Origin of the sequence: Streptomyces shaanxiensis (assembly GCF_039537145.1) — a bacterium.
In the GTDB taxonomy this organism is placed as follows: Bacteria; Actinomycetota; Actinomycetes; order Streptomycetales; family Streptomycetaceae; genus Streptomyces; species Streptomyces shaanxiensis.
On record NZ_BAAAZY010000024.1, the window covers coordinates 171,006 to 183,723 of the forward strand.

At 71.1% G+C, this 12,718-nt stretch carries 11 protein-coding genes; 2 read left to right on the top strand and 9 right to left on the bottom strand.

Translation table 11 applies throughout. The features are described 5' to 3' along the window. Positions 1-132: 132 nt before the first annotated feature. The 3 genes from ABD932_RS35155 to ABD932_RS35165 all read right to left on the bottom strand — a co-directional run bounded on the left by ABD932_RS35155 (position 133) and on the right by ABD932_RS35165 (position 2,923). Positions 133-693, bottom strand: coding sequence for a DM13 domain-containing protein (locus ABD932_RS35155; RefSeq protein ID WP_345019232.1), 561 nt, complete (start codon positions 691-693; stop codon positions 133-135). A 472-nt stretch (positions 694-1,165) separates the two neighbouring features. Then, on the bottom strand, positions 1,166-1,360 hold the full coding sequence (locus ABD932_RS35160) for a hypothetical protein (RefSeq protein WP_425587564.1): 195 nt from the start codon (positions 1,358-1,360) through the stop codon (positions 1,166-1,168). 66 nt (positions 1,361-1,426) lie between these two features. Beyond that, the gene (locus ABD932_RS35165; RefSeq protein ID WP_345019234.1) at positions 1,427-2,923 is read right to left on the bottom strand and encodes a hypothetical protein; all 1,497 of its coding nucleotides are present in this window, start codon (positions 2,921-2,923) and stop codon (positions 1,427-1,429) included. Positions 2,924-3,040: 117 nt separating this feature from the next. Here ABD932_RS35165 and ABD932_RS35170 point away from each other — a divergent pair, with 117 nt between their 5' ends. Further along, positions 3,041-3,721, top strand: coding sequence for a nucleoside/nucleotide kinase family protein (locus tag ABD932_RS35170; RefSeq protein ID WP_345019236.1), 681 nt, complete (start codon positions 3,041-3,043; stop codon positions 3,719-3,721). 4 nt (positions 3,722-3,725) lie between these two features. Beyond that, complete coding sequence (locus tag ABD932_RS35175; RefSeq protein WP_345019238.1) at positions 3,726-4,331, top strand: hypothetical protein; 606 nt, start codon at positions 3,726-3,728, stop codon at positions 4,329-4,331. Positions 4,332-4,358: 27 nt separating this feature from the next. Here the strand turns inward: ABD932_RS35175 and ABD932_RS35180 are convergent, their stop codons facing one another. The 6 genes from ABD932_RS35180 to ABD932_RS35205 form a co-directional block, all read right to left on the bottom strand. Further along, positions 4,359-6,191 carry a hypothetical protein gene (locus ABD932_RS35180; RefSeq protein ID WP_345019811.1) on the bottom strand — a complete coding sequence of 611 codons (1,833 nt, stop codon included), beginning with the start codon at positions 6,189-6,191 and terminating at the stop codon, positions 4,359-4,361. Positions 6,192-6,261: 70 nt separating this feature from the next. Then, on the bottom strand, positions 6,262-7,980 hold the full coding sequence (locus ABD932_RS35185; protein WP_345019240.1) for a hypothetical protein: 1,719 nt from the start codon (positions 7,978-7,980) through the stop codon (positions 6,262-6,264). A gap of 2 nt (positions 7,981-7,982) precedes the next feature. Then, entirely contained in the window at positions 7,983-8,885 is a 903-nt protein-coding gene (locus ABD932_RS35190) for a carbohydrate ABC transporter permease (RefSeq protein WP_345019242.1), read from the bottom strand. Next, a complete protein-coding gene (locus ABD932_RS35195; protein WP_345019244.1) occupies positions 8,882-9,802 on the bottom strand; it encodes a carbohydrate ABC transporter permease in 921 nt (306 codons plus the stop codon). Before ABD932_RS35195 ends, ABD932_RS35190 begins: the two co-directional genes overlap by 4 nt. 124 nt (positions 9,803-9,926) lie before the next feature. Then, positions 9,927-11,249 (bottom strand): extracellular solute-binding protein, encoded by a 1,323-nt coding sequence (locus ABD932_RS35200; RefSeq protein WP_345019246.1) that lies wholly within the window; start codon positions 11,247-11,249, stop codon positions 9,927-9,929. Positions 11,250-11,526: 277 nt separating this feature from the next. Continuing rightward, positions 11,527-12,660, bottom strand: coding sequence for an ROK family protein (locus tag ABD932_RS35205; protein ID WP_345019248.1), 1,134 nt, complete (start codon positions 12,658-12,660; stop codon positions 11,527-11,529). Positions 12,661-12,718 lie beyond the last annotated feature (58 nt).

The window sequence follows — 12,718 nt, forward strand, 5'->3', positions numbered from 1 at the left end:
TCGGCGAGCACCGTGCAGCTAGCGGAGACCACGGCAACAGGACGGCGGATGGCACGCTTTCGTCTTCATGCCTGGGCGCCGCAGAGCCGGCAGCTGCATCGTGCCGCAACCTGGAGAGGCCGTGGACCAGCCTCAGGCGCGGGCGAGTTCGGCGGCGCCGAAGGAGACGTCGAAACGGTCGCACCAGATGCTGACGCTGGTGTAGCGGGCGGGGTCGATGTCGTCGGGCAGGGCGTAGTTCTGGCTTCCCTTGTTGCCCTTGAGCTTGCCGAGGCTGACGTACTCCCCGTCGTCGAAAACGTGCCAGCCGGCCTTGCCCTCCTTCACCGGCGCGTCGGTCAGCCACACACGCAGGTCCGGCCCGTTGCTGGTGTCGAGCTTCTCCAGCCGCACGACGTGGGAGCCGTCGGCCAGCCGCACGAGCTTCACCGCGCCCGACGTCGCGTGCTCGTGGCTGATCAGCTCACCGCTCGCCAGCGTCTGCGGACCAGTGGCAGGAGAGGGCTGCCCTGAGGGCACCGCCGCAGGAGGAGCAGAAGTCTCCACGACCCCGGGCAGGGCCTCCTCGACGGTCTCGTCCTGCCACAGCTTCCACGGCTGGAACCAGTACAGCCCGAAGCTGACTCCAGCGACCACTACCGCCAGCGCTCCGATGACCAACGGCCTGCTCAGTACCTTTCTCACGCGCCCCATCCCCGCCTCGCCTCCTGAGTGTTCACCTACGCTGCCCATTCAACGCAAGCGGACTGCCGTCCCGCACCCCCAGGAGATGACCGAACCCTTACGTCGCCGTCCCACCGCACCTGGACGGCCGACAGCGGCATCACCGCGCGTGGCTACCAGGACACGGCGGGTCGGGCCCTACGGGCAAGGCGGGACGAGAACGCCACACCCCAGCAGATGTGGCCAGGCCGGAGCATGGGAGCGCGTCGGCAGGCGGAGGTCGGGCTTACTGGACGTGGATGACGATTACCGAGGCCGACCGACAGCTCACGGCTGGTCTGCACCGGGTACCCCTGACATCTGCCCTGCGAAGACAGCGCTCGGCTCGTGTGGCGAACACTGCGACGCCGTTCGCAGGACACTGACCTTTCCCCAGGTCAGATCGTTTCTGCACCGATACCGCTTGGTGGGGCGGGTGGGACTCGAACCCACGGCCGACGGATTATGAGTCCGCCGGGAGTGGGCAGCAGGGCGGCCGAGCGACCGCCGTGACCGCACCGGCGACCGGTATGCCGCAGCGGATCAGGAAGCGCAGGCTCACCGCGCCCGCGCCGAGGCCTGCGGGCAGCACCTGGTTGGCGGCGGAGGCGGCGAACTGTGCCGCGACGAGCCGCCCAGGGTGCAGACGTCCGGGCACCGCGCCCTGCAGGGCGCGGTGCCGCGCAGGGCCACGTCGCCAAGGTCGCCGCGGCGGCCACCAGCGTCATGCCCGCTCGTCCGCGCCCAGCGCCGGGGCGATGCGGACCTCCAGGCCGTCGAGGCGGTGCCGCTCCCAGTCGCGGGCGTACCGGGGCGGTGTGCCGCCGGGGGCGGTGAGGGCGCCGACCGGGACGCTGCGGGTGGTCCGCAGGATCTCGGCCGTCGTGGTGTTGGCGTTGTGGCCGCGGGTCGCGCCGGACGAGCAGCCGGTGTAGTAGGCGACGGGGATGGCCTCGTGCCCGGTGAGCAGGCAGGGCGGGCGTACGCCGAGACGGTGGAGTTCTGCGGCGGAGCGGGCCCAGGACTGGCGGCCCGCGGTGCTGCGGTCCACGGTGCGGTCCAGGACGGCGTACTGCACGGCCAGATGTCCGGCCAGCCCGACGCCGATCACGGCGGCGGCCGCCGGGCGCCACCGGCCGTTCGGCTTCCTCGCCAGGTGGAGCAACGCGTCCGCGACCGGGATGGCGAGCAGTGCGTAGGCGGGCAGGAGGAAGCGGGGCGCCGCGTATCCGATCATGAACAGGTACGGGAAGGCAGCCGTCGCGGCACAGAGCAGCGGCACCATGGTGCGGGTGGTGCGACCGGCCAGGACGGCGATCGCCAGACCGCAGGCGGCGAGCAGGGGCAGGACGAACCACCAGGCGTAGACGACCGGGTGGGGCATCTGGCCGTCGCAGGGCCGGCACAGGGTGCTGCCGACCAGGCTGCGCACCTGGTCGTCGACCGCGAGGTTCCAGCCCAGGTCGCCCTGGATCCGGGAGGCCTGGTTCAGCCGCTCCCGCAGGCCGCCGTAGCTGACGAACGCCTCGATCACCCACTCGGCGCCACCTGCCACGAGGCCCGCCGCCAGGGCGACCCCGAGCCGCCGGTGCCGTGCCGCGACCGCGAGGACGAGCAGAGGGAGCACGACCCATACGGCGTCGGTGGGCCGCATCCACGCCATCAGCGCGGCACCGGCCAGGACGCCCCACAGGGCTCGCCCGTCGAGGCGGTCGGCGCGGGCGCGCAGGAAGCAGCCGACGCAGAGCAGGGCGCCGAATGCGACCCAGAGGTTGGGCATGGCCTGCGGGCCGTAGAAGAGGGTCACCCACAGGGTGGCGAACAGGGCGCCCGCGCCGGCCAGGACGCGGGGCGGGAACAGTCCGCGCCAGGCGCGCAGGGCCAGGTACAGGGCGAGTCCGGACAGGACGGCGAGATAGACGCGCAGCAGGGTCGTGGACGAGGACCAGGAAGCGACGGGCCACACCAGAAGCGATACGCCACGCGCGCGTGGCGCGCTGAAGAAGGCGGCCGGGGCCTCGGTGCCGACCTGGCTGACGTACACCACCTCGTCCCAGCCGAGGCCCATCGAGGGCCGCGCGAGGAGGAGTTGGGCGAGGGTGAAGGCGCCGGCCACCGCCGCGAGCAGGCCCGCGCCGCGCGCTCGCCAGGACCCGCCTGGCACGGTCGCCGCGTAGCGCCGCTCCATGCTCATGAGCATGGGCTTCGTGCCGTGCGTCATCGTCCACCCCTTATCCCTACAAGTCCGAAAACAGGGACAAACTAACCCGTAAGGGATGTGCACGCAGTGCGGAGTTCGGCCAGGTGCCTGATGCCGGCGGGTGACACACTCTGCGGTGTGAGCCTGACCTTCGACGATCTCCTCACCCGCGCCCGGTCCCTCCCCCGCGACGGCCGCCGCGCCGTCCTCGGTATCACCGGCAGCCCCGGCGCGGGCAAGACGACGCTCGCCGAGCACCTGGTGCGGGAGCTGAACGGTGCCGGGGACCCCTGGGTCGCGCATGTGCCCATGGACGGCTTCCACCTCGCCGACGTCGAACTGGACCGGCTCGGCCGCCGGGACCGCAAGGGCGCGCCGGACACCTTCGACGCGGCGGGGTACGCGGCGCTGCTGCGGCGGCTGCACGAGGAGGCCGGCGGCGGCACCGTGTACGCGCCCGGCTTCGAGCGGGTCCTGGAGCAGCCGATCGCGGGCGCCGTTCCGGTGGAGCCGACGGCCCGGCTGGTGGTGACCGAGGGAAACTACCTGCTGCTGGACACGGGCGCGTGGGCGCGGGTGCGCCCGCAGCTGGACGAGGTGTGGTTCTGCGAGCTCGACGAACCCGAGCGGATCGGGCGGCTGGTCGCCCGGCACGAGGAGTTCGGCAAGGCGCACGAGCAGGCGGTGGCCTGGGTGCTGGGCTCGGACCAGCGCAACGCGGAGCTGGTCGCCGCGACCCGCGACAGGGCCGACCTGGTGGTGCCGGGCACGGCGCTGCCCGTCCCGCAGGAGACGCCGGCCGCCCGCGCGGGGGCCTGACCGTATGGGGCTGGACATCACGGTTCTGGCCGTGGACTGGGAGCGGCTGGAGTCCACGCCGGTGCGTGAGCGGCTTCCGCTGCTGGAGGAGGCCGCGTTTCCCGACGTCGACCTCGACTGGGACGCGCCGCCCGAAGTCGGGTGGGTGTGGCCGGCGGTACCGGGTCCGCACTGGTGCGGCCGGTACGCGTTCCACTGCACCAGCGGCTCGTACAAGCCGCACTTCTGGGCGGGGGAGGCCTGGGAGGACGTACGGGACTTCGCCGCTCCCGCGCTCCGGGAGAGCCTCGACGGGTTCCTGGCGGGCCTGTTCTGGCACGACGACCCCGCGCCGCCACCGCTCGACGGCCTCCTCCACGGCGATCCCGATCCCCGGCGGCCCGGCCTGCTCGTCGCGTGCCCACCGAAGGCGGTGGCGGAACTGGCCGCGCGGTGGGCCACCGCCGAACCGCTGCTGGACGGACTGCGCGAGGCATACGCCGTCCATGCCGCGCGTCCCGGCGGATGGATCGAGGACTTCGACGCGTTCGCCGTACTGCTCCGCGAGTGGGCGGCAGTGGTGGGCGAGGCCGAGCGGCGGGGGTGGGGGCTGCTCGGCCTGCCCTGGTGACCGCGACGGCCGACGGGGCCCGGCGGTCTACTCGGCCCGCAGGGTCAGCTCCGGCTCCCCGTGCGCGTCGCCCGCCGCCTCGCCGATCACGGCGGTGAACGCCTCGGTGCGGACGGCCAGCCCTGAACCGTCGTACGCGAACGTGGGCGCGAACCCGCCCGTCGGTCCGTAGCGTACGGCGAAGACGTGCAGGTCCTCCGGGGCGCCGGGGGCCGGTCCCGCCTCCAGGGCCGTCGAGCTGACCAGGTGCCGCCAGCCCTCGTCGGGGTTGCCGTAGCCGCGGGGGTCGGCCGCCAGGGCAAAAGCCGCCTCTTGCTGGGTCCGTTCCGCGCGGGCGTCGAATTGGTCCACACCGTCCGACTCCGGGTGGGTGAGGCGGAGTTCGCCCGCCGACGTGACCTGGCCCTGCGCGGTCCGGCGCACCCGGTCGCCGTCGTCGGCGGCGTACGGCAGGCCGGCGAGCAGGTACGGCGTCCCGGGCAGCCGTTCCACCGCGACGGTCGTCCAGAGGCTGGTGCCGTCGGTGACGTACAGGGACCGGACGTGGCGCAGGACGTGATCGCGGCCGACGACCGGCTTGGTGACCAGCTTGGCCGCGAGGCCGTCGGCGCGGACGTCCCGGACACGGACCTCGCCCATGGGGCGGCAGAACAGGAAACCGTCCGTCACCGGGCCGAAGCCGTGCTGCCGGTTCACCGCGGCCGGGAGGTAGTACGTGCCCGCCGCCTCGACCAGCGACGGCGTCATACGGTCGTCGAAGGCCACCGAGACCGTCCCTGCGCGGAGTTGGTGGCGCGTGGGCGTCGTGGACGGCGTGCGGTGCCAGCGGGTGCTGTCCTGGATCTGCCAGACCAGCATCCAGGCGAAGTGACCGTCGACTCCCCCGTCCGCCTTGACCGCGTGCCGACCCCAGCGGGTGTCGCCCCGGTAGCGCCCCAGGTCGGAGCCGATCCGGGCGCCGAAGTAGCGCAGCCCGAGGACCGACTCGAAGCCGCTGTGCTGCTCGCTGTAGCGCGGGCCGCCGTTGTCGAAGCCGCCGCCCGTGAGACGGGCGTCGATGTAGCGGGCGAGCGCGTCGCCGTCCTCGGCGAAGATCTCCTCGCCGCTGATCCGGTGCGCCTGGGCGAGGAAGGACAGGGAGATCGGGCCGTAGTTGTTGTCGTAGGCACCGCCGTGCTCGGGAGGCAGCAGGGCGCCGCGGTCCGCGACCCGGTGGGCGCGGATCTTGTCGGCGTACAGGGCGATCGCCCGCGAACGCACCTGCTCGCCCTGGCCCGGCGGGAGATGACGGGCCAGCATCAGCCCGCCGACGACGCAGCCGATGGCCTGGTTGCCGGCCTCCTGCGGATTGAAGAAGGTCGCCTCGGTCAGCCAGCTCCAGTAGCCGTGCGCCACCTCGACGAGTTCGGCGCGCTGCTCGTCCTCGACCAGCCCCTCCGCCAGGTCCAGCACATTGACGGTCTGGAGCAGCGCCCACACCGTGCTCGGCCAGTCGCCGATGGGGTGCGCGCCGGAGGCCAGGGTGTAACGGGCGTACGGCAGACCGGAGCCGCGCACCGTCAGGTTCGGGTAGCCGGGGTTGTCGTCGACGTACACCCGCTCGCGCAGATGGAAGGCGAGGCTGCACCGCACCGCCTCCGGCAGCCGCGGGTCCTTGCCGCGCTGCCAGGCGAGGGCGAGGAGCGAGGTGATGCCGAGGGACGTGTCGCCGATGTCGTCGACGCAGTCCGGGTGCTCCAGGTTGCCCTCCGGCGTGAGCCGGGCCAGGGCCTGCTCGACGACGTCGGCGAGGACCGCGTCGTACGCCTCGGGGCTGTCCGGCAGGTCGTGCAGCGGGCCGCGCTGGTGCGTGAGGTGCACGGGAGGGGACGTGAGGTGCACGGGGATCAGCCCTTCATGCCTGAGATGGCCATGGCGTGGTTCGTCGGGGTCACACGACGGGTGCGGGCCGGCGGGCGTGCAGTGCGACGGTCAGTGTGTGCGGGCCGAGTCCACCAATGTAGACGCGGTTCCCGGTCGTCGCATCGGTGCCGCCCACCACGGTGTAGTCCTGACCCGGGTCGTACCGCAGCACGTCGCTCCGGTCCGGACCGGCAAGCGGTTCGCCCGCCTCGACGTCGGTCTCGATCCGGATCTCGTCGTCACCGACCCGGTAGGTCATCGGCGCGGTCGTCAGGCACCAGCGTCCGTCGCCGATCGGTACGGCGCCCTCCGGCACACCGCCCGGCCGGAAGGTCAGTTCGAGGGCCCAGGGCACCCGTGGTCCGCTGATGTCGATCCGCAGGTCGGCCCCGTCGTCCCGCAGGTCCACCTCGACTCGGGTCGTGTGGGAGACCTCGTCCTGGGGCCGGTCCGGGAAGGCCATCGCGGCGGAGAAGCGTCCCTCGTCCACCAGTCGGTAGCCGCCGTCGTCCCGCCTCTCGTCCTTCGGGAGCGGCTGGTAGTAGGCGGCCGTGAGGGTTTCGGTGAGCCGGTACCGGTCGGGGGCGAGCTGTTCCATGTCGGCGGAGCGGAACGGGCCCAGGTCGAAGAACCCCCGCGAGAGACGGACCGCGTCGAGGACGGCGTCGCCGGCGAACATGCGCAGGAAGGTGGGGTTGCAGGCGAGGCCCGATCGGATGCGCCGGTGCTCGGGCACGTCGGAGCCGCCGTACACCACCGTGTGCGCGGCGGCCGAGGCGCGTGCGGCGAGGCGTGCGGTGGTGAGGTACCGGTCACGCGGAAGCGTCTCCGCCTCCGGGGACGGCAGGGCGCGGCACAGGTCCGGGGTGAGGAGGCTCTGGGCGAGCAGGTCGGCGGCGTCGATGCCGCCGGCGGCCGCCAGCCGTGCCGCCCGGGCGAAGTCGCCCCGGCCGGTGCGGATCGCGAGCAGCCGGTAGTGCGGCAGGTAGGGCGCCAGCGGGAACGAGTGCTTCTGGTCCTGCCGTCGCGAGTGGACGGTCTCCACCGTGCCGTCCGGCCTGATCAGGTCCAGGGTCGTGGCGAGATTGCGCTCGACGGCGTCCAGCAGGTCGGCGCGGCCGAGTACGTCGGCCAGCAGCAGCAGCGACGGGTTGGACACGTGGGCCGCGTAGTTGGCGCTGCGTTCCGAGTACAGGCCCTCCGCGTCGATGTCGACGCCCTCGGCGAGCCACTCCTCGACGCGGTCGAGCAGCCGGTGGTCCGGGAACGACCGGTGCAGCCGGGCCAGCGCCGCGCACAGCTCCCAGCGGTGGTTCGGGGTGTGCACCCCACCGCTCAGGAGACTGCCGGAGGCGGCGCCGGCGATCTCGGCGAGCGCGGCCGTGACCTCGCGCAGTTCCGGCCCCGCGCCGACGGCGAGGACGTGCGCGTCGCACACGTCGTTGACGGTGAACGCGGAGTCCGGCGGTGACTGCACGTTGTCGCCGCCCGCGAAGAGGCCGGAGGCCGTCTGCACGGCCCGTAGGGCTCGGAGGTGGGTCATCGAGGCGGCGACGGCCTGCCCGCTGCCGTGCAGTGCCGAGTCCGGGGAACGGTACGCCGCGACCAGGGTCTTCACCCGCCACGCCAGACCACGGTGCGGCACACCGGCGGGTTCCTCGTCGGGGCGGGCCGCCAGCGGGGCGGCCTGCCGGTCGGCGGCGCGGGCCACCGCGCGGACGAACTCGTGGTCGAGCGGGGTGGGCAAGGTCAGTCCTTCAGTCCGGCGTTGATGTCGGCATTCATGACGTACTTCTGGAACACCAGGAAGACGACGATCAGCGGAACCATGGAGATGACCGATCCGCCGAGCAGCACCGACCAGTTGATGTTCTGCGCCCCGACGAGGCTCTGGATGCCGATCTGCACCGTGAACTTCTCTGGGTCGTTCAGCATCAGCAGCGGCCAGATGTAGTCGTTCCACCTCCACTGGAACGACAGGATGGCCAGCGTCAGCATGATGGGCCGGGAGAGCGGCACCATGATCCGCAGGAAGATCGACAGCTCTTTCGCGCCGTCGATGCGGGCGGCCTCGATGAGTTCGTCGGGGACCGTCAGGAAGAACTGGCGGAACATGAAGCAGCCGGTCGCGGTGAGCAGGGCCGGGAGGATGATGCCGGACAGCGAGTTGTAGAGGCCGAGGTCGCGGACCACCAGGAACAGCGGGGCGAGCATGACCTCGGCCGGCAGCATCGTGGTGGCCAGGATGCAGAGGAAGAAGGCCTTGAGCCACTTGTTGTCGTACTTGGCCAGCGCGTACCCGGTGCAGCAGCTGACCCCCACCGTGAGGATCGTCGCGATCACGCACACGATGATCGTGTTGATGAAGTACCCGGAGAAGTTGGCGCTCGCCCACGCTTCCTTGTAACCCGACAGGGTCGGGTCGTCGGGGAACACCGTCAGCGGAAGGGAGAACAGGTCTCCCGCCGGTTTGAGGGAGCTGAGGACGAACCACACCACCGGCACCCCGTAGAGGGCCGCCAGGACCCACAGCAGAGTCGTCGCGGGAATCGCGCGCCGAAGCCCGCCGCTCGCCGCGCCGCGGCGCCGCTTCCTGGGGACGGCCGGCACGGAGTCGGCGTCGGCCTTGCGCACTGTGTCTGTGGTTGTCATCGGTTCTCCACCCGCCGGTTGACCATCATCTGGATGATCGCGACGGCCATCAGGATGAGCATGAGCACGAACGACGCGGCGCTCGCGTAGCCGATCTGGCCCGACTTGAACCCCGTCTGGTAGATGTACTGGACCAGCAGGTTGTTCGACGTTCCGGGTCCACCGTTGTTGAGGGAGGCGAACACCGCGTATTCCTTCATCGCGTGGATCGTGTTGAGCAGGATGACGATGAAGGACGTGGGGGCGATGCTCGGCAGGGTGATGCTGAAGAACTGGCGCCACGGACCGGCGCCGTCGAGCGCGGCCGCCTCGTAGTACGACGTCGGGACGTTCTTGATCGCCGCGATGAACAACAGCATGGAGAAGCCCGTCCAGGCCCAGGCCGCCGCCACCACGACCACGAGCAGTGACAGGTCCGCGTTCGACTGCCAGGGAACGGCGCTTCCGCCGACCTTCTCGATGAAGTAGTTGACCAGTCCGAAGTTCTCACCGAACAGCCATCGCCACAGGACACCCACGATGATGGGCGACAGCAGCCACGGGATGAAGAAGAAGATGCGGGCGACCGACGCGCCCTTGGCGTGCTTGCTCACCAGCACGTTGGCGATGAGCAGCGAAAACACGAAGTTCAGCGGAACGAAGAGCACGGTGTACAGCAGCGTGCGGGTCGTCGCGGCGTAGAAGGTCGAGTCCCCGAGCAGCTTCTGGTAGTTGTCCAGTCCGACGAACTGGAACGCCCCTACGCCCGTGTAGTTCGTGAAGGAGTAGACGAGCCCGATCACCGCCGGCCAGACGAAGAACAGCGCGAAGAGCACGACATTGCCCGCGATGAGGACGAGCGGTGCGAGGGTGTACTTGCTGCGTCTCCTGGGCGGGCTCACGGACACGTCCGAAGCGTCCGGGGCGCGTTTTGTCATCTTCCTGACTCCGTGCTGGTGGAATGGTTTCCTGGGGCTCGGGCCATGTGCCCGGCATCACGTGGGTCCTGGGGGTCCGGGCGGCGGGGTCGAGACCCCGCCGCCCGGACCCGTCGGCCTACGCTCAGCCGCCGACCTGCTGGTTGTAGCCGTCCACGATGTTCTGCAGGGCCTTGTCGGACGACTGCTCACCGTTGATCGCCTTGCCGAGCTCCGCCTTGGTCGGGTCGTCGGCGAGGCTCTTGCCCTTCAGCACCCAGTTCGTCTGCGCGCTGTTGAAGTAGCCGGAGATCGGGTCATAGAGCGGGATGGACTCGTTGTACAGCTTGAACGCCGCCTGCGCCGCCTCGGACTTGAAGGGGTACTTCGGGTTCAGACCGCTCTCGACCGGCAGGAAGCCGGAGGCCTCGCACAGCGCCTGGTAGTGGTCGGGCTCGTACAGCCAGGACAGGAACTTCTTCGCGGCGGCGGCCGCGTCGGCGTTGTTGTTGAAGCCCACCGTCATGCCGCCGCTGTTGACGTCACTGGCCTGCACCGGCTGGGCCGGCGTCGGGACGCTCGCCCACTCGAACTTCGTGATGCTCTCCGAGTAGGCGGCGACCTGCCACACGCCGGACCAGTAGGCGACGACGTCACCGCTCTGGAACATGGCCGACGGGTCGGCGCCGCTGGTCCACACCGACTTCGGCATCGTCTTGTCGTCGTTCCAGCCGACGAAGGTCTTCACAGCCTTCTTGGTCGCCGCGTCCACCGAGAACTTGCCGGAGTCGTCGGCGTGGACGTACTTGCCGCCCATCTCGTAGACCATGGCGCGCAGCCGGGACGGCGACTGGTCGAAGGTCAGGGAGTACTTGGCGTTGGTCTTCTCCCGGACCTCGTTCGCCGCCTTCATGAACTCGGTCCAGGTCCAGGTCTTGTCGGGCGAGGTCGGGTAGTCGACGCCGGCCTTCTCGAAGAGCGACTTGTTGATGAACATGCCGGACGCGGTGACGTCCGAGGGGATGGACAGCACCTTCCCGGACGAGTCCTTGGCGACGAAGTTGGCGTTGATCTTGTTGGTCTTGTTGTTGGCGATGTCGCTGAGGTCGATCAGCTTGTTCGACCAGATCGGGTCGAGCGCCGGCACGGCCGCCACGTCGGGCAGCGAGTTCGCCTGCGCGGAGTTGCGCAGCTTCGTCGCGTAGCCGTCGTAGGGGATGTTGACGAGCTTGACCTTGACGCCGGTCTCCTTCTCGTACTGCGCCACCATCTTCTTCCAGCCCGCGTCCTGCCCCGGAACCGTGGAGATCCAGAACGTCAGCGACTTGGAGGTCCCGCCCGAGTCGGATCCCCCTCCGCACGCGGAGAGCAGCAGGGCACCTGCCGTGGCCACGGCAGCGAGGGGGACAAGGCGGCGCATACCGCCGCGGCCGAGTCGGCGGGAGCGCCGCACACCCACAGTGGTCATCTTCGATCCCTTTTCGTCATTAGGGGACGGAGCACGGCGCCGACCGAGGCGGCACGGGTGCATTTTGCAGGAAAATTCGCTTTCCGGAAGGGGCGGCCTCGCCCGGCCGCGTCGTCCACGCGGGGCGAGATCCCCGGCCGTCCTGGCCGTCACCGCACGGGCACGCCCTCGTGCGGTTGCCGTACGTCGAGTACGGGCGGGAGGTTCGCCCCAAGCCGGCGTCCCGGCCGACTTAGAAAGCGCTTGTCCGGACATTGGCAGACCGAGTCCGAAACCGTCAATCCTTCGTCCGCGCCGCGTCGGTCACGGTTTGGACTCCTCTGGCGACCGCGAGGCGGGCCGCGCCGACCACGGTGCCGAGATCACCGACCTGGCTGCTGACCACCTCGGTGGGCCAGCTGAGCCGCTCCAGCTCGGCCCGCACGCCGGGCAGGAGCTGCGGAGACGCGCCGGTGCTGCCGCCCAGCACGAGCAGTCCAGGGTCCAGTACGGCGGTCACGGCGGCCGCCAGCCTGCCCACGTCCACGGCGTGCCGGGCGACGACGGCACGGGCCGGGGCACTGCCCTGTCCGGCGAGCGCGAAGAGCCGCTCGGCCGTACGCGGGCCGGCGCCATCGGTCTCCGGCCATGCCTCGGCGGCCCGGCGCAGCAGGGAACGGGCCCCGATGTACTCCTCCAGGGCCTCGTGGCGGGGCTCCAGGTCGTCGTCCCAGGGGTAGGGCAGCCGGGCGAGCTCTCCGGCGGCTCCGTTCGCCCCGGCCAGCACCTGCCCTCCTACGACGATGCCGAGACCGATACCGACGCCGATCCGCAGATAGCCGAAGGTGTGACGGCCGCGCGCCGCGCCCTCGTGCAGTTCCGCGAGCGCGGCGCAATTGACGTTGTTCTCCAGATGGACGGGGACTCCGGGCGGCAGTGCGACGGCCACCGCGTCGAAGACGGGCCGCGCCTTGGCAGTCGCCGGGCGCATGCCGGAGCCCTCCTCCCCCCGGGCCGTGACGTCACCGACGGCCACGACGATGGTGCGCAGCGGGGCGTCGGCGGGCAGCGCGCGGAGCGCCTCGCGCACCACGTCGGCCGCCTCGTCCCGGGGTCCGGTGGCCTCGGCGAGCAGGGTGCCGTCCAGGGCGCAGCCGCGGACCCGGGTGAGGGCGGGGCCGAGGTCCACGGCGAGCACGGCACCGGCGGCCGGGCCGAGGCGGTAGACGGCCGCGTTGCGGCCCGTGCCGCTGGAAGCGGTGCCGGAGTGGGCGGCCAGCTGGACGCCCTCCAGTTCGGCGACGGCGGCGGAGACCGTCGGTTTGGACAGCCGCGCAAGGCTGGCGAGCTGCGGCCGGGTCGCGGTGCCGGCCTGGGCCAGCACGGCGAATACATGGCTCGCGCTCTCGGTCAGACGGGGGGCTCTTACCACGTCGTGTTCCACAGTTCCCCCAGGTGACAGGCTGCTCTCCCGGGCCGATCGGCTCGGC